General features: G+C 59.0%; 27 protein-coding genes. 2 read left to right on the forward strand and 25 right to left on the reverse strand.

Annotation, left to right across the window (positions count from 1 at the left end; translation table 11 throughout):
- The first annotated feature begins 91 nt into the window (after window positions 1–91).
- Window positions 92–1102: a porphobilinogen synthase gene (gene hemB, locus F506_RS21465; RefSeq protein WP_053200823.1), complete on the forward strand. Its 1011-nt coding sequence runs from the start codon at window positions 92–94 to the stop codon at window positions 1100–1102.
- A gap of 171 nt (window positions 1103–1273) precedes the next feature.
- Here the strand turns inward: hemB and F506_RS21470 are convergent, their stop codons facing one another.
- The 3 genes from F506_RS21470 to F506_RS21480 all read right to left on the reverse strand — a co-directional run bounded on the left by F506_RS21470 (window position 1274) and on the right by F506_RS21480 (window position 5321).
- Complete coding sequence (locus F506_RS21470) at window positions 1274–2449, reverse strand: ABC transporter substrate-binding protein (protein WP_407638249.1); 1176 nt, start codon at window positions 2447–2449, stop codon at window positions 1274–1276.
- Window positions 2450–2567: 118 nt separating this feature from the next.
- Window positions 2568–4163 carry an aldehyde dehydrogenase (NADP(+)) gene (locus F506_RS21475; protein WP_053200825.1) on the reverse strand — a complete coding sequence of 532 codons (1596 nt, stop codon included), beginning with the start codon at window positions 4161–4163 and terminating at the stop codon, window positions 2568–2570.
- 18 nt (window positions 4164–4181) lie between these two features.
- Window positions 4182–5321, reverse strand: coding sequence for an iron-containing alcohol dehydrogenase (locus tag F506_RS21480; protein WP_053200827.1), 1140 nt, complete (start codon window positions 5319–5321; stop codon window positions 4182–4184).
- A gap of 181 nt (window positions 5322–5502) precedes the next feature.
- On the opposite strand from F506_RS21480, the gene F506_RS21485 reads away from it, so the two are divergent.
- On the forward strand, window positions 5503–6447 hold the full coding sequence (locus F506_RS21485) for a LysR family transcriptional regulator (protein WP_053200829.1): 945 nt from the start codon (window positions 5503–5505) through the stop codon (window positions 6445–6447).
- Between the two features lie 55 nt (window positions 6448–6502).
- Here F506_RS21485 and F506_RS21490 read toward each other — a convergent pair whose 3' ends face one another.
- From F506_RS21490 to rplX, 22 genes are all read right to left on the reverse strand, one after another.
- Window positions 6503–7141 (reverse strand): peroxiredoxin, encoded by a 639-nt coding sequence (locus F506_RS21490; protein ID WP_053200830.1) that lies wholly within the window; start codon window positions 7139–7141, stop codon window positions 6503–6505.
- 123 nt (window positions 7142–7264) lie between these two features.
- Window positions 7265–9046 carry a protein-disulfide reductase DsbD gene (gene dsbD / locus F506_RS21495; protein ID WP_053200832.1) on the reverse strand — a complete coding sequence of 594 codons (1782 nt, stop codon included), beginning with the start codon at window positions 9044–9046 and terminating at the stop codon, window positions 7265–7267.
- Complete coding sequence (gene cutA / locus F506_RS21500; protein WP_053200834.1) at window positions 9039–9371, reverse strand: divalent-cation tolerance protein CutA; 333 nt, start codon at window positions 9369–9371, stop codon at window positions 9039–9041. The genes dsbD and cutA overlap by 8 nt, the downstream gene beginning before the upstream one ends.
- A gap of 17 nt (window positions 9372–9388) precedes the next feature.
- Entirely contained in the window at window positions 9389–10165 is a 777-nt protein-coding gene (locus F506_RS21505) for an ABC transporter permease (protein WP_053200836.1), read from the reverse strand.
- Between the two features lie 15 nt (window positions 10166–10180).
- The gene (locus tag F506_RS21510) at window positions 10181–11113 is read right to left on the reverse strand and encodes an ATP-binding cassette domain-containing protein (RefSeq protein WP_053201838.1); all 933 of its coding nucleotides are present in this window, start codon (window positions 11111–11113) and stop codon (window positions 10181–10183) included.
- A 242-nt stretch (window positions 11114–11355) separates the two neighbouring features.
- A complete protein-coding gene (gene rplQ, locus F506_RS21515) occupies window positions 11356–11745 on the reverse strand; it encodes a 50S ribosomal protein L17 (RefSeq protein ID WP_053200838.1) in 390 nt (129 codons plus the stop codon).
- Between the two features lie 189 nt (window positions 11746–11934).
- Window positions 11935–12912, reverse strand: a complete 978-nt coding sequence (locus F506_RS21520) for a DNA-directed RNA polymerase subunit alpha (protein ID WP_007875351.1) — start codon at window positions 12910–12912, stop codon at window positions 11935–11937.
- Between the two features lie 105 nt (window positions 12913–13017).
- The gene (gene rpsD / locus F506_RS21525; RefSeq protein ID WP_053200839.1) at window positions 13018–13641 is read right to left on the reverse strand and encodes a 30S ribosomal protein S4; all 624 of its coding nucleotides are present in this window, start codon (window positions 13639–13641) and stop codon (window positions 13018–13020) included.
- A 168-nt stretch (window positions 13642–13809) separates the two neighbouring features.
- Window positions 13810–14214 carry a 30S ribosomal protein S11 gene (gene rpsK, locus F506_RS21530; protein WP_016836020.1) on the reverse strand — a complete coding sequence of 135 codons (405 nt, stop codon included), beginning with the start codon at window positions 14212–14214 and terminating at the stop codon, window positions 13810–13812.
- A 43-nt stretch (window positions 14215–14257) separates the two neighbouring features.
- Window positions 14258–14623 carry a 30S ribosomal protein S13 gene (gene rpsM / locus F506_RS21535; RefSeq protein ID WP_016836021.1) on the reverse strand — a complete coding sequence of 122 codons (366 nt, stop codon included), beginning with the start codon at window positions 14621–14623 and terminating at the stop codon, window positions 14258–14260.
- A gap of 28 nt (window positions 14624–14651) precedes the next feature.
- A complete protein-coding gene (gene rpmJ / locus F506_RS22925) occupies window positions 14652–14765 on the reverse strand; it encodes a 50S ribosomal protein L36 (protein ID WP_014004415.1) in 114 nt (37 codons plus the stop codon).
- A gap of 38 nt (window positions 14766–14803) precedes the next feature.
- Window positions 14804–15022 (reverse strand): translation initiation factor IF-1, encoded by a 219-nt coding sequence (gene infA, locus F506_RS21540; protein WP_005663428.1) that lies wholly within the window; start codon window positions 15020–15022, stop codon window positions 14804–14806.
- Window positions 15023–15056: 34 nt separating this feature from the next.
- A complete protein-coding gene (gene secY / locus F506_RS21545; RefSeq protein WP_029363882.1) occupies window positions 15057–16388 on the reverse strand; it encodes a preprotein translocase subunit SecY in 1332 nt (443 codons plus the stop codon).
- A gap of 25 nt (window positions 16389–16413) precedes the next feature.
- Window positions 16414–16845, reverse strand: a complete 432-nt coding sequence (gene rplO / locus F506_RS21550; protein ID WP_053200841.1) for a 50S ribosomal protein L15 — start codon at window positions 16843–16845, stop codon at window positions 16414–16416.
- A 27-nt stretch (window positions 16846–16872) separates the two neighbouring features.
- Window positions 16873–17052, reverse strand: coding sequence for a 50S ribosomal protein L30 (gene rpmD, locus F506_RS21555; protein WP_007875342.1), 180 nt, complete (start codon window positions 17050–17052; stop codon window positions 16873–16875).
- Window positions 17053–17062: 10 nt separating this feature from the next.
- Entirely contained in the window at window positions 17063–17581 is a 519-nt protein-coding gene (gene rpsE / locus F506_RS21560; RefSeq protein ID WP_016836024.1) for a 30S ribosomal protein S5, read from the reverse strand.
- 11 nt (window positions 17582–17592) lie between these two features.
- The gene (gene rplR / locus F506_RS21565; protein ID WP_016836025.1) at window positions 17593–17955 is read right to left on the reverse strand and encodes a 50S ribosomal protein L18; all 363 of its coding nucleotides are present in this window, start codon (window positions 17953–17955) and stop codon (window positions 17593–17595) included.
- 12 nt (window positions 17956–17967) lie between these two features.
- Window positions 17968–18501, reverse strand: coding sequence for a 50S ribosomal protein L6 (rplF, locus tag F506_RS21570; RefSeq protein ID WP_016836026.1), 534 nt, complete (start codon window positions 18499–18501; stop codon window positions 17968–17970).
- Between the two features lie 10 nt (window positions 18502–18511).
- On the reverse strand, window positions 18512–18907 hold the full coding sequence (rpsH, locus tag F506_RS21575; protein WP_007875335.1) for a 30S ribosomal protein S8: 396 nt from the start codon (window positions 18905–18907) through the stop codon (window positions 18512–18514).
- A 14-nt stretch (window positions 18908–18921) separates the two neighbouring features.
- Window positions 18922–19227 carry a 30S ribosomal protein S14 gene (gene rpsN / locus F506_RS21580; RefSeq protein WP_007875333.1) on the reverse strand — a complete coding sequence of 102 codons (306 nt, stop codon included), beginning with the start codon at window positions 19225–19227 and terminating at the stop codon, window positions 18922–18924.
- A 7-nt stretch (window positions 19228–19234) separates the two neighbouring features.
- Window positions 19235–19774 carry a 50S ribosomal protein L5 gene (gene rplE, locus F506_RS21585; protein ID WP_016836027.1) on the reverse strand — a complete coding sequence of 180 codons (540 nt, stop codon included), beginning with the start codon at window positions 19772–19774 and terminating at the stop codon, window positions 19235–19237.
- A gap of 6 nt (window positions 19775–19780) precedes the next feature.
- Window positions 19781–20095 carry a 50S ribosomal protein L24 gene (gene rplX / locus F506_RS21590; protein WP_016836028.1) on the reverse strand — a complete coding sequence of 105 codons (315 nt, stop codon included), beginning with the start codon at window positions 20093–20095 and terminating at the stop codon, window positions 19781–19783.
- Window positions 20096–20104 lie beyond the last annotated feature (9 nt).

Below are 20104 nucleotides of genomic sequence, written 5' to 3' on the forward strand. Positions count from 1 at the left end.
ATTGCGGCGAAAAGCTTGGCCGATGCCGCCAACCCGCTTGTTCGCCATAGTGAATTGCAGCCTTCCTGCGGTTTAGCGAGCACCTACTACTATGTCATCGACCTCCAAGTCCGCCCACTTCCCCGCCATCCGCATGCGCCGCATGCGCAAGGACGCATTTTCGCGCGCCATGATGCAGGAAAATATCATCACGCCCGCCGACCTGATCTATCCGGTATTCATCCAGGAAGGCCAGAACCTGCGCACACCCGTCGGCTCGCTGCCCGGCGTCGAACGCCTGTCGATCGACCAGTTGCTGCACGTGGCCGAAGACACGGTCGCGCTCGGCATTCCGGTGCTGGCGCTGTTCCCGGTCATCGACGTCGCGCTGAAAACCCCCGACGGCATCGAAGCCGTCAATCCCGACGGCCTGGTGCCGCGCGCGGTGGCGGCGCTCAAGCAGCGCTTCCCCGAACTCGGCATCCTCACCGACGTCGCGCTCGATCCGTACACCAGCCACGGCCAGGATGGCGTGATGGATGACAACGGCTACGTGCTCAACGATGAAACCACCGCACTGCTGGTGCGCCAGGCCTTGGCGCAGGCGCAGGCCGGCGTCGACATCGTGGCGCCGTCGGACATGATGGACGGCCGTATCGGCGCGGTGCGCGATGCGCTGGAAGCGGAGAAATTCATCTACACCCGCATCATGGCCTACTCGGCCAAATACGCCTCGGCCTTCTACGGCCCGTTCCGCGATGCGGTCGGCTCGGCCGCCAATCTCGGCAAGGGCAGCAAGAACACCTACCAGATGGATCCGGCCAACAGCGATGAAGCCTTGCGCGAAGTGGCGCTGGACCTGCAGGAAGGCGCCGACATGGTCATGGTCAAACCCGGCATGCCTTATCTGGACATCGTGCGCCGCGTGAAGGATGAATTCAAGGTGCCGACCTTCGCTTATCAGGTCAGCGGCGAATACGCGATGATCAAGGCAGCTGCGCAGAACGGCTGGCTCGATCACGACAAGGCCATGATGGAAGCGATGATGGCCTTCAAGCGCGCCGGCGCCGACGGCGTGCTGACGTATTTCGCACGCGACATTGCACGCTATCTGAAGAAATAAACCTGAAACAGCAATCCCGCCGGCGTCGCCTTCAGCGCGACGCCGCTCAGAGCGCCGCATAAAAAAAGCGCACCCCGACGTGAGTCGAGATGCGCTGAAATGCATCGGCTTGCGCCGACTTCTGCTCAGAAACGTTACTGCTTCAAATCTGTCCTTGCTGTTCTTTTCGGATCACTTCCACAGCGCGCACTTCGACTCGGCCTTGGTCATGTACGCCTGGTCGCCCGGAATCGTCTGCACCAGTTTGTAGTAATCCCATGGACGCTTGGATTCCGACGGCTTTTTCACTTCCATCAGGTACATGTCATGCACCATGCGGCCATCCGGACGGACCACGCCGTTGGAGGTGAAGAAGTCGTTGATCTTGTTCTTGCGCAGGTAATCCATGACCTTGTCGGCGTCGGTGCTGCCGACCGCCTTGACCGCCTTCAGGTACTGGCCCACTGCCGATGCATCGCCGGCCTGGAACATGGTCGGCATCTTCTTCATCTTGCTGAAGTAGCGATTGCCCCATGCGCGCGCCTGGTCGTTCATGTCCCAGTACCAGCCGTCGGTCAGGTACATGCCCTGGGTGACTTGCAGGCCCAGCGAGTGCGTATCGGTGATGAAGATCAGCAGACCCGCCAGCTTCATCGTCTTGTTCACGCCAAATTCATTGGCCGCCTTGATGGCGTTGATGACGTCGCCGCCGGCAACCGCCAGGCCCAGGATCTGTGCCTTGGAGGATTGCGCCTGCAGCAGGAAGGACGAGAAGTCCGAGGTCGCCAGCGGTGCGCGGACCTGCCCCACGACGGTGCCGCCGCCGGCCTTCACCACTTCGCTGGTGTCTTTCTCGAGCGATGTGCCGAACGCGTAATCGGCCGTCACGAAGTACCACGACTTGCCGCCCTGCTTGGTGATGGCCGCACCCGTGCCGCGCGCCAGCGCGGTGGTGTCATAGGCGTACTGGATGGTGTAGGCGTTGCATTCCTCGTTGGTCTGGCGCGTGGTGCCGGCGCCGATGGACATGAAGACCTTTTTCTTTTCGCCGGCGACTTTGCCCATGGCCAGGCTGGCTGCTGAGTTCACGCCGCCGACGAGCATGTCGACGCCGTCGCGGTCGAACCATTCGCGTGCCTTGTTGGCAGCGATGTCGGCCTTGTTCTGGTGATCGGCAAAAACGAACTCGACCTTCTTGCCATTGATGGTGCCGCCGGCATCGGCGATCGCCATCTTGATGGCTTCGATGCCGCCCTGGCCGTCCATGTCGGCATAGGTGCCCGACAGATCGGTGATGAAACCGATCTTGATGGTGTCGCCGGCTGCGTTGGCGTTACCGCTGAATGCTGCGCACATTGCAGCGGACATTGCCGCCAGTTTCAGAAATTTCTTCAAACCCGTCTCCTCTGTTGTTATGGTCCTGCCACGGTGCGGAATCCGCGATTCCGCACCGCCTCCCTGTTCAGCTCACTGTTTCTTCAATACCTTACACAGCACGCGGATCGTTCACGGCCGCCTTGGTCGGTTCACCGTCGACCAGACGCAGCAGGCCGAGCGGATTGGCGTTTTGCAGCGCTGCCGGCAGCAATTCGTCCGGATAGTTCTGGTAGCAGATCGGGCGCAGGAAGCGATCGATCGCCAGCGTGCCCACCGAAGTGCCGCGCGCGTCGGATGTGGCCGGATACGGACCGCCGTGCACCATCGCGTCGCTGACTTCGACACCGGTGGGGAAGCCGTTGACCAGCAAGCGGCCGGCCTTTTGTTCCAACAGCGCGATCAGGTCCTGGTGGCCGCGCAGGTCTTCCGGTTGCGCCTGCAAGGTCGCGGTCAGCTGACCGTGCATGTTGCGGGCGAAATCGATCAGCTGTTCGCGGCTTTCCAGCTCGACGATCACGGTCGCGGGGCCGAAGACTTCTTCTTCCAGCGGCGCGTCCTTGGTGAACAGCACCGAAGCCTCCGCCTTGAACAGGTGCGGCACGGCTTGGGTATCGCTGCTGCCGCCGGCGGCAACGGCGACCACGCCGGGGACCTTGCTCAGGCGTTCCACGCCGCCGCCGTAGGTCTTGAGACCGGCGCTGTTGAGCATGGTCTGAGGCGTTTGCGCAGCCATCGCTTCGCGCAGATGCTCGATGAATTTCGTCAGTTCCGGCGAACGAACGCCGAGCACCAGGCCTGGGCTGGTGCACAACTGGCCGACGCCGACCACGACCGAGCCGATCAGGTCGCGGGCAATCGCTTCACCGCGTGTCGCCAATGCTTGCGGCAACACGATGATCGGGTTGATGCTCGACATTTCGGCGAACACCGGGATCGGTTGCGGACGTGCTGCCGCCATGTCGCACAGCGCACGGCCGCCGCGCAGCGAACCGGTGAAGCCGACCGCCTGGATGCCGGCGCTCTTGACCAGTTGCGCACCGACGCGATCGCCGTAGATCATGTTGAAGGTGCCGGCCGGCACGCCGCTGCGCTTGACGGCGCGTTCGATGGCGTCAGCCACCAGTTCGGAAGTGATCAGATGGCCGCTGTGCGCCTTGAACACGACCGGGCAACCGGCCGCGAGTGCCGCGGCAGTGTCACCGCCTGCTACCGAAAACGCCAACGGGAAATTGCTGGCGCCGAACACAGCCACCGGACCGACGCCGATGCGATATTGACGCAGGTCGGGACGCGGCAGCGGCTGGCGTTGCGGCAAAGCGGTATCGATGCGTGCGCCATAGAAATCGCCGCGGCGCAGGACCTTGGCGAACAGGCGCATCTGGTTGCTGGTGCGGCTGCGCTCGCCTTGCAGGCGACCTGCAGGCAAGGCGGTTTCACGCGACACTTCAGCGATGAAGTCGTCGCCGAGGGCGTCGATTTCTTCCGCGATGGCGTCGAGGAATTTGGCGCGCGCTTCGGCCGGCAAAGCGCGGTAAGCCGGATAAGCCGCGCTGGCGGCATCGACCGCAGCACTGACTTCGGATTCCGTTGCAGTCACGAATTGGACGGCATGCGCTTCGCCAGTCGCCGCTGCGATGCTGAGCAACTTGACGTCGCCTTCGCCGCTGCGTCCGCCGCCGATATAGTTATGTCCGAGCAGAGTCATTTTTATCGTTCTCCTGATTTACATCGATTGGGTGAGCATACGAGCGTAGTCGTCTTCCGACGCCACGCGCGGATTGGTTTTGTGGCTGTGGTCAGCCAGCGCGCCCTGGATGATCTTCGGATACATGTCTTCGGTCACGCCGAGTTCGGCCAGGCCGGTCGGCAGGCCGAGGCGCTTGCTCATGTCCTTGATTGCAGGGCCGATGTCGGCTTCGCCGGCCAGTCCCATGGCGTGCGCGATGCGCGCCAGTTTCTTTTCCTTGATGACCGATTCCGAATCCTTGTTGAACTCGATGATGGCCGGCAGGAAGATGGCGTTCAGGGTGCCGTGGTGCAGGCGCGGATTGATGCCGCCCAGGGAATGGCTGAGGCTGTGCACGCAGCCGAGCCCCTTCTGGAATGCCATGGCGCCTTGCATCGATGCGCTCATCATGTTCAGGCGCGCTTCGCGGTCGTGCGGCTCCTTGGTGGCGCGTTCGATGTGCGCCCAGGCGCGCCACAGACCATCCAGCGCGATGCCATCGGCCGGCGGATTGAAAGACGGCGCCATGAAGGTTTCCAGGCAGTGGGCGATGGCGTCCATGCCGGTGGCGGCGGTCATCATGGCCGGCAGATTCAATGTCAGCTCGGGGTCGCAGATCGCCAGGCGCGGCACCAGATACGGCGACAGCACGCCGACCTTGCGGCCGTCATCAAGGATCAGGATGGCGCCGCGGCCGACTTCGCTACCGGTGCCGGCGGTGGTCGGGATGGCGATCACGGGCGCGGTCTTGGCGGTGATGTTGGCGAGGCCGCCTTCGATCAGTGCGAAGGACTTGAGCGGGCCTTCGTGCGTACCGCAGACGGCCACGCCCTTGGCAAGGTCGATCGAGGAACCGCCGCCGACGGCGATGATGCCGTCGCAGGCGCCGTCGCGGAACATCTTGACGGCGGCACGCACGGCGTTTTCATTCGGATTCGGCGGAGTCTGGTCGAATACGGCGACCTGGGCGCCGTCTTTCAGCTGGGCGACCACCTTGTCGAGGATGCCGGCATTGCGGATGCCCATGTCGGTGACGATCAGGGGCTTGCGGATGCCGATGCGGTCGCATTCCTGCTGCAGCAGAGCGAGCGCGCCGAAGTCGAACTGGACTTGGGTGATGTAATTGATCAATGCCATCGGGCTTAGCCTTAAAGTTATAGATATACTTGCAGCGTGTGGCGAAGCCGGTAGCTTCCGAAACACGGCGCATCAGGCGGTTTCCCTGTGCGATTCAAGCTTTAGAGGCAAAACTGTATGCCAATCGGCAGGCTTTGCCTAATGAGAACTGCTGATACAGCTATAACTACTATTCATATCCATGACGCAAGAAATCCCTTCGCTGAGCTCCATCACTTCCCGCCTCCACCTGAAGCAGCTGCGCCTGCTCATTGCGCTGGCCGACCACGGCTCGCTGCTCAAGGCTGCGGAACAGGTCGCGCTGACACAACCGGGCGCCAGCAAGGCTTTGCAGGAGATCGAAACCACCCTGGGCGCGCAGTTGTTCGTGCGCACCAACCGCGGCCTGGAAGCCACCGACCTCGGCCATTGCGTGATCCGCTACGCGCGCCTGATCCAGACCGACCTGGCGCATCTGCGCGAAGACATGATCGGCATCCTGCAGGGCCACGGCGGCCGGCTGGCGCTCGGGGTCATCATGGGGGCAGTGCCGCTGCTGACCGATGCGCTGACGCGGCTGCTGGAAAAGCGTCCGGCGCTGTCGGTGGAAATCGTCGAGGACACCAGCGCGCGGCTGCTGCGCCTGCTCGACCAGGGCCGGCTGGACATGGCGATTTGCCGCACCAGCATCAGCCAGCAGCCGCACTTGTACGACAGCATCGACATCCACAATGAAAAACTGGCGGTGGTGGCCAACATTCACCATCCGCTCGCGCGGCGCGAGACGCTGCAGCTGACCGACCTGGCCGATTCACGCTGGGTGGTGTATTCGGCCAACATGCCGATGCGCCTGCTGCTGGAGCGCGAATTCCACGAAGCCAACCTGCGCTTCCCGCTGCACTTGCTGGAAACCACGTCGGCCTTCACCACCTTATCGCTATTGCAAAGGAACCCGTCCTTCGTCGCGCTGATGTCGGTCGATGTGGCGCAATTCTGCACGCGCTTCGGCATGACCACGATCCTGCCGCTGCCGCTGCATTCGCGCAGCGAGCCTTACCAACTGGTGACGCGCCACGGCGGCATGCGTTCATCGGTGGCGCAGTTGTTCATCGACGAGTTCACCGAGACGCCGAAGGAAGAGGCATAAAAAAAGCGCTCCATGAAGGAGCGCTTCTCTGGCCTTGCCCGAACCCGTTGCCCGGTTACTTGTTCGGCTGCGGCGTGATACGCAGGTAAGGACGCGGCGAGGTGTAACCCTTCGGGTACTTTTGCTTGATGACTTCTTCGTCCTTGACCGACAACGGGATAATGACGTCGTCGCCGTCTTTCCAGTTGCCCGGTGTAGCCACGGTGTAGCCGTCGGTCAGTTGCAGCGCATCCAGCACGCGCAGCACTTCGTCGAAGTTGCGGCCGGTGCTCATCGGGTAAGTGATGATCAGGCGCACCTTCTTCTTCGGATCGATGATGAACAGCGAACGCACGGTGGCGGTTTCGGATTGGTTCGGATGGATCATGTCGTACAGGCCGGCGACTTTCTTGTCGACGTCGGCGACGATAGGGAAACCGACCACGGTCTTCTGCGTGTCTTCGATATCCTTGATCCACTGGGTATGCGCTTCGGCGCCGTCGACCGACAGCGCGATGGCCTTGACGTTGCGCTTGTCGAATTCAGGTTTCAGCTTGGCGGTCAGGCCGAGTTCGGTGGTGCAGACCGGCGTGAAGTCGGCCGGGTGCGAAAACAGGACCACCCAGGAGTCGCCTGCCCATTCGTGGAACTTGATTTTGCCGATGGAGGAATCTTGCTCGAAATCCGGCGCGGTATCGCCCAAACGTAGTGTCATGTCAGTCTCCTTGGTAACAAAATTCAGGACGTCCACTATAACGTCAGTGACGTCCCGGCCCAACAATTATTAACGATTAACCAAATAACGCGGCGCTATGAAAATCGCCCGCTGCGACCGGTCTCAAGGCAAAGAAGCTTGCAGGCTTTGCAAGAATTGGTCGGCGTTCTGATAGCCGATCACGCGCTTGCCGGCCAGTTCGCGGCCCTGGCTGTCGAACAGGATGATGCCGGGCGGCCCGAACAGCTGGAAGCGCTTGAGCATGGCCTTGTCGTCGGCGTTGTTGGCGGTGACGTCGATCTGCAGCAAGACCATGCGAGCGAATTTCTCACGCACGCGCGGATCGGTGAAGGTGAATTTTTCCATCTCCTTGCACGACACGCACCAGTCGGCATAGAAGTCGAGCAGGGCCGGTTTGCCGCCGGTCTGCGCGAGTGCGGCATCGAGTTCGGCGACCGAGCGCACACGCACGAAATCGGTGTGCGCCGCCGGCTTGCCGCCGCGCAGATGCGACAACGGCGCCAACGGATCGCGGCCGCCGGTGGCGACGCTAACCAGTTGCAGCACACCCAGCGCGGCGAACGCCAGGCCGCAGGCGCGCGCGGCCCAATGCCCCGGCTTGCTCCATAGCAAGTAAGCGCCGTAGGCGATGCCCAGCACCGCCCAGCCTGCGACGAAGGCCCAGTCCGGGATCACCGGGGACACCATCCACAAGGCGGTGGCCAGCATCAGTACGCCGAAGAAGCGCTTGACCGACTCCATCCAGCCACCGGCGCGCGGCAGCAAGGCGCCGGCGGAGGCGCCGATGGCCAGCAGCGGCACGCCCATGCCGAGCGCCATCGCGAACAAGGCGCTGCCGCCGAGCACGACGTCGCGCGTCTGGCTGATGTAGAGCAGTGCGCCGGCCAGCGGCGCGGCGACGCAGGGGCCGACGATCAGAGCCGAAATCGCGCCCATCGCAAATACGCCGGCCAGCTTGCCCCCGCCCTGCCCGGATGCCTCGGTCAGTCTGGATTGCCATGCCGCCGGCACCTGCAGTTGATAGTAGTCGAACATCGACAGCGACAGGCCGACCATCAGCAGCGCGAATGCCGACAGCACCCACGGGTTCTGCAGCGCCGCCGACAGGCCTTCGCCGATCAGGCCGGCCGCGATGCCGAGCGCGGTGTAGACCAGCGCCATGCCGAGCACGTAATCGGCCGAGAGCAACAGGCCGCGGCCGCGTTTGGCTTGCGCGCCTTCCCCGACGATGATGGACGACAGGATAGGCACCATCGGCAGCACGCAGGGCGTGAACGAGAGGCCGACGCCCAGCAGGAAGAACAGCGACAGCACGGTCAGCAACTTGCCGCTCCTGAGCGCGGCGGCGATCCTGTCCATGTCAGAGCCGCCGGAAGGGATGGCGTTGCCGGATGCGTCCGACGGACCGACGACCTTGCCGACGGTGCTCGCCGACATTTCCGCCACGGTATCCATCGGCGGATAGCACAGGCCCTTGTCGGCGCAGCCCTGCGCGGTCGAGGTCAGCCTGAATGCACCTGCAGATGCCCCCGCCTCGACCGGAATCCGGATGCTGACGCTGTTGCGATAGGTCTCGACTTCCTTCTGGAAATTCTCGTCGTACTTGACTTTACCGTGCGGAAAATCGGGCTGGCCCAGCGTGGCGTCGTCGGCCTTGAAATGGAAACGATCGCGATACATGTAGTAGCCGTCGGCGATCGCATACGTGATCTGCAGCGTGCCGGCATCGACCATCACGGCGGAAAAACGGAACGCCGCTTCCGGGGCAAGATACTCTTCCGACGACGCCGTCGCTGGCATCAGCGAAGCGGCCAGCAGCAACGCCGCCAACCACTGTTTCATCAAGGAGCCGCCCCATGCGGCGACCAGCAAACGCTTAAACATTCATCTCTTTCCCGGTTTCTGCAACGATCCAATTCAGGTAGGCAGGCAAGCCGGCGGCAATCGGCAGCGCGATGACTTCCGGCACATCGTAGGGATGCAAAGCGACGATCACCGCTTCGAGTTCCGCATAGCGCGCCTGCGTGCTCTTGATCATCAAGCTTACTTCGCTGGCGTGCTCGACGGCGCCTTGCCACCGATATATCGACTGTACCGCAGGCATGATATTCACGCAGGCCGCCAGACGGCGCTCCACCAGTGTGTGCGCCAGCGATTTCGCCAGCTCGGCGTCAGGCACGTTGGTCACTACGATCAGCGCTTGTTCCATGATTTTCTCCGTTTGCGTCAGAAGCGTCGGCGCGTGAAGATCACCGCGGCGTAGAATCCCGCGCAGCAATAAAACGCCAGCACCGCCAGATCCAGCAGCGGCGCCTGCGGCCAGCCGCCCAGCACGAGCGGACGCACCAGGTTCACGGCGGCGCTCAGCGGCAGGAATTGCGACACCGTTTGCAGCCATGACGGCAACTGCGCAACCGGATAATACACGCCCGACAGGAAGGTCATCGGCGTGAGCACCAGCGTGAAGTAATACGTGAAGAAATCGTATCCCTTGGCGAGCGCATTCGTGATCAGCCCGAGCGCACCGAATGTCATGCCGGCCAGGAACAGCACCGGCGGCACCAGCAACACCTGGGGGTGCAGGCCGATGCCGAGCGCGAACATCACGCACAGGATGGCGACGCCGCTGAACAGCGATTTGGTGGCGCTCCACAGCAGTTCGGCGAGCACGATGTCGTCGAGCGCCAGCGGCGCGTTCATCAGCGCGTCCCAGGTACGCTGCACGCTCATGCGCGAATAGGCCGAATACAGCGCCTCGAACGACGCCGCCGTCATCACCGACATGCAGATCGAGCCTGAGGCGAGATAGTGGATGTAGGGAATCCCGTCGATTTCCTTGAGGATGCTGCCGAGACCGTAGCCGAAGGCGATCAGCGTGATCAGCGGCTCGGCGATGTTGCCGATGATGCTGGCGGCCATGAGCTTTCGCCAGACCAGGAAATTGCGGCGCCAGATCGGATAGAAGCGCAGCGAGAATACCGGTGGTGCGTAGATTGTCGTCATATCGGTTCCTGGCGCCTAGTCGCGCATCTCGCGGCCGGTGAGTTTGAGGAAGAGGTCTTCGAGGTTGGCCGGACGGTGCATGTAGCGCACGCCCTGCACGTGCTGCAGCGTGGCCAGCAGTGCCTGCGCATCGTTGGTGTAGCAGAACACGGTCTCGCCGCTGTATTCGACGCGCGAGGCATGGCTGCGGCCGTGCTGCTCTGCCCACGATCTGGCGTTCTCGCCGTAGATCTCGAGCACTTCTGCTTCGATATGTTGCGCGATCAGATCCTGCGGCGAGCCTTCGGCGATCATCTTGCCGTGATCGATCACCGCGAGACGATCGCACAGCCGTTCGGCTTCGTCCATGAAGTGAGTGGTGAGCAAGATGGTCTTGCCGCGCGCCAGCAAGTTCTTGAGGCGCTCCCAGATCATGTGGCGCGCCTGCGGATCGAGTCCGGTGGTCGGCTCATCCATGAAAATCAGGTCGGGATCGTTGACCAGCGCACGCGCCAGCGTCAGCCGCCGCTTCATGCCGCCGGAGAGTTCGGCGATGCGCGCATCCTTCTTGGCGGTCAGGTTGGCGAACTCGAGCAGCTCGGGAATGCGCTGCGCCATGGTCGCATCGCTGATGCCGAAGTAGCGCGCGAACACCAGCAGGTTTTCCTGCACGGTGAAATCGGGATCGAGGTTGTCGGCCTGCGGCACCACGCCGACACGCATGCGCGCGGCCCGTGCGTGATCGGGGATGGCCTTGCCGCCGAGCCGGATCTCGCCGCTGTCGGCCGTGGCCAGTCCGAGGCAAAGGCGCAGCGTCGTGGTCTTGCCGGCGCCGTTGGGGCCAAGCAGGCCGTAGCACTCGCCGGGACGCAGGGCGAAGCTCAGGTCGTTGATGATCGCCACGCGTTGCGCGCCGGCGCCGAATGCCTTGTGCAGCTTGCTGACCGACAGTATCGATGGTTCCGTCATATCATTCCCGGCGCCGCGCGGGCGCTCCATGGTTGGCTTGCTGGTTTGTCGCGTCGGGCTTGCCCCATGCAATCACAATCGCTCGCCCGATGCAGGCGAGGATCGAATTGCGATTCGACCATGTTCGCACAGGCTTGTTGCAGCCGCTCCGCATTCCATCCGTCGGAAATGCAAAAAGCCAGGCATAGCCTGGCTTTTCTCTTTCATCGTGCTTGACGCGATGTCAGCATGCAGCAGCGTGATTACTCGACGCTTGGCGCTTCTTCCGAGACTTCCGGACGATCGACCAGTTCAACGAAAGCCATAGGAGCATTGTCGCCGACGCGGAAACCCATTTTCAGGATGCGCAGGTAGCCGCCGTTACGTGCTGCGTAACGTGGACCCAGTTCGGAGAACAGCTTGCCGACGATTTCGCGGTCGCGCAGGCGGGAGAATGCCAGGCGCTTGTTGGCCAGTGTGTCGGTCTTGCCCAGAGTCAGGATAGGCTCGACGACGCGGCGCAGTTCCTTGGCTTTTGGCAGGGTTGTCTTGATGGCTTCGTGGCGCAGCAGGGAGACTGTCATGTTGCGCAGCATCGCCAGGCGATGCGAGGAAGTACGATTCAGCTTACGGAGACCGTGACGGTGACGCATGATATTTCCTTTCAGATTACAGTTTTAATCCAGTTCTTCTATCGGCAGTGTCTAGTTGCCGCGGACCGGTATCGATTGGGTTATTGCCTGTCGCCAGGACTTGGTGCTGCCGGTACTGCTGGTGCTGCTTCTACTGTTTCGCTTTGCATGGCGGACGGCTGAAACCAGCCGCCCGCCATCATTGCAAGATTACTTTTCCAGGCCGGCCGGCGGCCAGTTTTCCAGCTTCATGCCCAGGGTCAGACCGCGGGATGCCAGAACTTCCTTGATTTCGTTCAGGGACTTGCGGCCCAGGTTCGGCGTCTTCAGCAGTTCATTCTCGCTACGCTGGATCAGATCGCCAATGTAGTAGATGTTTTCGGCCTTCAGGCAGTTTGCCGAACGGACAGTCAGTTCCAGATCGTCGACCGGACGCAGCAGGATAGGATCGACTTGCGGTGCGCGCGATGGAGCTTCGGCAGTCGCTTCGGTGCCTTCCAGGGCTGCGAACACGTTCAGTTGATCAACCAGGACGCGAGCCGATTGACGGATCGCTTCTTCCGGTGTGATCACACCGTTGGTTTCGATGTTGATGACCAGCTTGTCCAGGTCGGTGCGTTGTTCCACACGTGCCGATTCGACAGCGTAGGAAACACGGCGCACTGGCGAGAACGACGCGTCCAGGATGATGCGACCGATGGTCTTGTTGGCATCTTCGGACAAACGGCGAACGTTACCCGGCACATAGCCACGGCCCTTTTCGACCTTGATCTGCATGTCCAGCTTGCCGCCTGCGGTCAGGTTGGCAATCACGTGATCCGGATTGATCAGCTCGACATCGTGCGGCAGATCGATATCCGATGCCAGCACCACGCCTTCGCCTTCTTTCTTCAGGGTCAGTGTGACTTCGTCGCGGTTATGCAACTTGAACACGACGCCCTTCAGGTTCAACAGGATGTCAACGACGTCTTCCTGCACGCCGTCGAGGGAGGAATACTCATGTACGACGCCGGCGATGGTGACTTCGGTCGGGGCGTAACCGATCATCGACGACAGCAGAACGCGACGCAGCGCGTTGCCCAGGGTGTGGCCATAGCCACGCTCGAACGGCTCCATCACGACCTTCGCGTGACCGGCGCCCAGTGCTTCAACTTCGATGATACGTGGCTTCAACAAACTATTTTGCATGAAATGTCCTCTTCAATACCCTCGGTTCGTTACACCGATAAGGCTGATGGCATGTCGGAAAAATGCCCACCGAAAGGTGGGCACAGGGAAAACTCAGGGTACGGATTAACGCGAATACAGTTCGACGATCAGCGATTCGTTGACGTCGTTGGCGATTTCGTTACGGTCCGGGGAAGCCTTGTAAGTGCCTTCCAGCTTCTTGGCATCGACGGAAACCCACGATGGGAAACCGGATTGCTCAGCCAGCGACAGGGCTTCGGCGATACGCACTTGCTTCTTGGCCTTTTCGCGGACGGCGACGACGTCACCAGCCTTGACTTGGTACGAAGCGATGTTCACGACGATACCGTTGACGGTCAGCGCCTTGTGCGAAACCAGCTGACGCGCTTCAGCACGGGTCGAACCGAAACCCATACGATAAACGACGTTGTCCAGACGGGCTTCCAGCAGCTTCAGCAGCGTTTCGCCGGTATTGCCCTTGCGGCGGTCGGCTTCTGCGAAGTAACGGCGGAATTGGCGCTCGAGCACGCCGTAGATACGCTTGACCTTTTGCTTTTCGCGCAATTGGTTGCCGTAATCCGAAGTGCGAGCACCGGAAGTGCGACCGTGTTGACCTGGCTTGGAATCCAGTTTGCACTTGGAATCCAGCGAGCGGCGTGCGCTCTTCAGGAACAGGTCGGTGCCTTCACGGCGGGAAAGTTTTGCTTTAGGTCCGATATAACGTGCCACGGTATTTCCTTTAATTAAATGACGTCCCAAGGCCGTCGCCGACCTGAACGCTAGTTTGATCTGCCTGCTATCAAACAGTGGGCTTAAGAACAAAACCCGCCAAGGTCATTGGCGGGTGATTTCCAACGCTTTCGCATGTTCTGCGAAAGCGCAAGATTATACTACAGATTAGATACGACGACGCTTTGGTGGGCGGCAGCCGTTGTGCGGGACCGGAGTCACGTCCTGGATCTGGGTGATCTTGATGCCCAGGTTGTTCAGTGCGCGCACAGCCGATTCACGGCCTGGGCCTGGGCCCTTGATACGCACTTCCAGATTCTTGATGCCGCATTCGATTGCAACCTTGCCGGCAGCTTCAGCAGCGACCTGGGCAGCAAACGGAGTCGATTTACGCGAACCCTTGAAACCGGCACCACCCGAAGTCGCCCAAGACAAAGCATTACCTTGGCGATCGGTGATCGTGATGATGGTATTGTTGAACGAAGCGTGAACGTGAGCGATACCTTCTGCAACGTTCTTCTTAACTTTCTTGCGCACGCGTGCTGCTGCGGCGTTATTTGGGCTTTTTGCCATAATTATTTCCTTGAATCCGGTAATCGACTAGCGGGTGCCGGGATTATTTCTTCAACGATTGTGCGGCTTTACGTGGACCCTTACGAGTACGCGCATTGGTGCGGGTACGTTGGCCACGGCAAGGCAAGCCCTTGCGGTGACGCATACCACGGTAGCAGCCCAGGTCCATCAAACGCTTGATGTTCATCGACAGTTCGCGACGCAGGTCACCCTCGACGACGAATTTTGCAATTTCGTCACGGAGCTTTTCCAGTTCGTTATCGTCCAGATCCTTGACCTTTTTATTGGTCGGGACACCGGTGGCGACGCAAATATCTTGCGCGCGTGGACGGCCAATACCGTAGATGGCTGTCAAGCCGATTACAGTGTGCTGATGGTTGGGGATGTTGACCCCTGCAATACGTGCCATGCGTTATTCCTCGATCAATAACGTTAAATTAACCTTGGCGCTGTTTATGACGCGGTTCTGTGCAGATAACACGAACTACGCCTTTGCGCTTGATGATTTTGCAGTTGCGGCAGATCCGCTTGACTGATGCGAGCACTTTCATTGTGGCCCTCTTTCTTTCGATACTAGGTTCGTTTCACACTACTTGGTACGGAACACGATACGTGCCCGGCTCAAATCATAAGGAGTCAGTTCCACCGTGACCTTATCTCCTGGGAGGATGCGAATATAGTTCATCCGCATTTTCCCGGAAATATGGCCGAGTACAACATGTCCGTTTTCCAACTTAACTCTGAATGTCGCATTAGGCAGATTCTCCAGAATCTCGCCTTGCATCTGAATAACGTCGTCTTTTGCCATTCGATCGTCTGTTCCTTTGGGCGCTACCCTTCACCTATCGTGAAGTCATACCGCCCTTGAAATTTGCCTTGCGAAGCAACGATTCATACTGCTGAGACATTACATAATTCTGGACCTGCGCCATGAAATCCATGGTGACGACCACAATAATCAGAAGAGAGGTTCCACCGAAGTAGAAAGGCACCTTCCAACGTGCGATCAAAAATTCAGGCAACAAGCAAACCAATGTGATGTACACCGCACCGGCCAACGTCAAGCGCATCAAGATCTTGTCGATGTAACGGGCCGTCTGGTCGCCAGGACGAATACCAGGAACAAACGCACCGCTCTTTTTCAGGTTATCTGCAGTTTCTTTGCTGTTGAAAACCAACGCAGTGTAGAAAAAACAGAAGAAAACAATTGCAATCGCATACAGCAGCGCATGAATCGGTTCGCCCGGCGCCATCGATGCAGCCAAATCCTTCAAGAAACGAATGAAAGGATTCGATGTATCGCCGGAAGTGAACCAGCTCGTGATCGTCGCCGGGAACAGGATGATCGACGAAGCGAAGATGGGAGGAATCACACCCGCCATATTCAGCTTCAGCGGCAAATGACTGCTTTGCCCGCCGTAGATCTTGTTACCGACCTGGCGCTTCGCATAGTTCACCAGGATCTTGCGTTGGCCGCGTTCAATGAACACCACCAGGAACGTCACCAGCGCGACAATCACGCAGATCAGGATCGCCGACAATGCGCTCATCGAACCTGTACGAACCAGTTCAAACAAGCCACCCAATGCGTTCGGCAAACCAGCTGCGATACCGGCGAAGATAATGATCGAAATGCCATTACCCAAGCCGCGCTCTGTAATTTGCTCGCCCAGCCACATCAGGAACATCGTACCGGTCACCAGCGTCACGACCGTCGTCAGGCGAAACGCCAGACCCGGATCCAACACAAGACCGGCTTGCGACTCCAGTGCAACAGCAATACCCAGCGCCTGAAACGTTGCCAGCACCAGGGTGCCGTAGCGGGTGTACTGGGTAATCTTGCGACGCCCGGCTTCACCTTCTTTTTTCAACGCTTCGAGCTGCGGCGATACCACCGACAGCAACTGCATGATGATCGACGCCGAGATGTACGGCATGATCCCAAGAGCGAAAATTGTGAAACGCGACAGGGCGCCGCCGGAGAACATGTTGAACATGCCCAAGATGCCGCCCTGGTTTTGTTTGAACAATTGCGCCAACTGCGTCGGGTCAATTCCTGGAACAGGAATGTGAGCACCGATGCGATATACAACTAATGCCGCCAGCAAAAACCACAAACGGTTCCAAGGGAAACCTTTTGCAGCGCCTTTAGCAAGTTGAGGTGTAGTCGCCAATTAATGCTCCGCGTCAAACGTCAGATTAAGCTACCGAACCGCCGGCAGCTTCAATAGCTGCTTTTGCGCCCTTGGTAGCAATCAAACCTTTGACTGTTACTTTCTTGGTCAGCTCACCCGACAGAATGATGCGGACGACCTTCGCCAGTTCGCCGATAACACCGGCTTGCTTCAACGCCAGGATATCGATTTCGGTAACCGGCAGGGCTTCCAGATCGGACAAACGGACTTCAGCCTTGTACGGCGTTGCCAGCGACTTGAAACCACGCTTTGGCAGACGACGTTGCAGAGGCATCTGACCGCCTTCGAAACCGACTTTATGGAAGCCGCCCGAACGCGATTTTTGACCTTTGTGACCACGGCCGGCAGTCTTGCCCAAGCCAGAACCGATACCACGACCGACGCGACGCTTGTAGTGCTTGGCGCCATCTGCGGGTTGGATTGTGTTTAATTCCATGATTTGCTCCGTTCGCAAGCCGACGGCTTACGAAACCACTTTCACAAGATAGGACACTTTGTTGATCATGCCGCGAACCGATGGAGTGTCTTGCAATTCGGAGACCGAATTAACGCGACGCAGTCCCAGACCGCGCACTGTTGCACGGTGGTCTTGGCGAGTACCGATCAAACCTTTGACCAGTTGTACTTTGATTGTGTTTGCCATCTGTTTCACCTTAGCCCAGGATGTCTTCAACAGACTTGCCGCGCTTGGCTGCAATCTCTGCTGGAGTGTTCATTTTGGCCAAACCGTCGAGTGTTGCACGGACCATGTTGTAAGGATTGGTGGAACCATTCGACTTAGCAACAACGTTGGTTACGCCCATCACTTCGAAAATTGCGCGCATCGGGCCGCCGGCGATCACGCCAGTACCGTCTTTGGCTGGCGACATCAGAACTGACGATGCGCCGTGCTTGCCGGTCACTGTGTGTTGCAGGGTACCGTTCTTCAAGGTGACCTTGATCATCTTGCGACGGGCTTCTTCCATTGCCTTCTGCACTGCAACTGGCACTTCCTTCGACTTGCCCTTGCCCATGCCGATACGGCCATCGCCGTCACCAACAACTGCCAGCGCGGCGAAACCCATGATACGACCACCCTTCACCACTTTGGTGACACGGTTGACCGCGATCATTTTTTCGCGCATGCCGTCATCCGGCTTGTCGCTTTGCATTTTCGATTGCATTTTTGCCATGATGATTTTCCTTAGAACTTCAGGCCGGCTTCACGCGCAGCTTCAGCCAGCGCCTTGACGCGACCGTGATAACGGAAACCGGAGCGGTCAAACGCGACTTCGGTGACTCCGGCTTTCAGTGCCTTCTCGGCGACGCGCTTGCCTACCAGTGTCGCGGCAGCAGCGTTGCCGCCCTTGCCCGATTGGCCAGCCAGTTGTTGGCGAACTTCCGCTTCCAACGTCGATGCCGAAGCCAGGACGTTTGCGTCGGGGCCGATGATGCTCGCGTAGATGTGCGTGTTGGTACGATGCACGGCCAGGCGATTGACCTTTAATTCTGCGATCTTGGCACGGGTTTGAGTCGCGCGGCGCAGACGTGATTGTTTCTTGTCCATCGTCAACCCCTATTACTTCTTCTTGGTTTCTTTGAGTACAACCACTTCATCCGAATAACGAACGCCCTTGCCCTTGTATGGCTCTGGCTGACGATATGCACGGATTTCAGCGGCGACCTGGCCAACTACCTGGCGGTCGATACCCTTGATTAAGATCTCGGTTTGAGTCGGGGTTTCACACTTGATGCCTTGTGGCATCTGGTGAACGATCGGGTGCGAAAAGCCCAGCGACAGATTCAGCTTGTCGCCTTGTGCTTGAGCGCGGAAACCCACACCAACCAAGTTCAGCTTCTTTTCGAAACCCTTAGTGACACCGTTGACCATGTTATTGACCAACGCACGCAGGGTACCGGACATCGCATTCGCTTCGCGGCTGTCATCTGCCACTTCGAAGTTCAGCGTGCCATTGTTGTTTGCAACTTTCACCAGGCCAGTTAATGGCTGGGAAAGCGAGCCCAACGGGCCCTTTACTGTGATCTGCGCTGCAGTAATGGTCGCTTCCGCGCCACCTGGCAGTGCAATCGGCATTTTACCAACACGAGACATATTGCACTCCTTAGGCCACGTAGCAAATCACTTCGCCACCGACACCGGTAGCGCGCGCTTTGCGATCTGTCATGACGCCACGTGGAGTGGAAACGATTGCCACACCCAGGCCGTTCATCACGTTAGGAATCTCGTCTTTGCCTTTGTAAATACGCAGGCCAGGACGCGACACGCGCTCGAGGCGCTCGATAACTGGACGACCGGCATAGTACTTCAGGCCGATTTTCAGTTCTGCTTTGCCGCCGGCTTCTGCCACGGCGAAGTCTTCGATATAGCCCTCGTCCTTGAGGACGTTAGCAATTGCGATTTTGACTTTCGACGACGGCATTGCTACTGTCGTTTTTTGCACAACTTGCGCATTGCGGATACGGGTCAGCATATCGGCGATAGGATCGCTCATACTCATTGCTTGTTCTCCTATTACCAGCTGGCTTTAGTCAAACCCGGGATTTCACCACGCATGGCGATTTCACGGACCTTAATACGGCCCAAACCGAATTTACGGAATGTGCCACGTGGACGACCTGTCAGTGCGCAACGATTACGTTGGCGGGTCGGAGCAGAGTTACGTGGCAGCGCTTGCAATTTCAGGCGCGCTTCGTAACGTTCTTCTTCCGACTTGGATTGGTCGTCGATGATTGCCTTCAACTCAGCGCGCTTGCCGGCGTATTTCTTCACCAGATCTGCACGCTTTTGTTCACGGTTAATCAGTGCCAGTTTTGCCATGGCAGCCTCAGTTTCTGAACGGGAATTTAAATGCGGCGAGGAGCGATTTCGCTTCGTCGTCGGTCTTCGCGGTTGTCGTGATGCTGATATTCAAGCCACGCAGCGCATCGATTTTGTCGTATTCAATTTCGGGGAAAATGATTTGCTCTTTCACACCGATATTGTAATTACCACGACCATCGAAAGCACGACCGGAGACACCACGGAAGTCACGCACGCGCGGCAGAGCCACGGTGATGAAACGATCCAGGAACTCGTACATCTGGGCGCCACGCAGGGTCACCATGCAACCAATCGGATAGCCTTCACGGATCTTGAAACCCGCGATCGCTTTACGCGCCTTGGTCACGACCGGCTTCTGACCAGCAATCTTGGTCAAATCGCCGACAGCGTGCTCGATGATTTTCTTATCCGCAACGGCTTCCGACAGACCCATGTTCAATGTGATCTTCAGAATGCGCGGAACTTCCATTACCGACTTATAAGCGTACTTAGCAGTCAAGTCGGCAACGACTTTTTCTTTATAGAACTCTTGGAGACGTGCCATGATCTATTAAACCTTAACAACTTCGCCGCTGGATTTATAAGCACGGACTTTCTTACCGTCCACGCTCTTGTAACCCACGCGATCTGCCTTGCCGGCCGTCGCATTGAACAATGCGAGGTTCGACACATGAATTGGCATCAGCTTATCGACGATGCCGCCAGTTGCACCAGTCATTGGATTAGGCTTGGTCGCTTTTTTAGCGACGTTAATGCCGTCAACAACAACGTAATCAGCGCTGACACGCTGAGTTACCACACCGCGCTTACCTTTGTCTTTGCCGGTCAGCACGATGACTTCATCGTTCTTACGAATCTTTCCCATGACCACTCC

It is taken from the genome of Herbaspirillum hiltneri N3, from assembly GCF_001267925.1.
In the GTDB taxonomy this organism is placed as follows: Bacteria; Pseudomonadota; Gammaproteobacteria; order Burkholderiales; family Burkholderiaceae_D; genus Herbaspirillum; species Herbaspirillum hiltneri.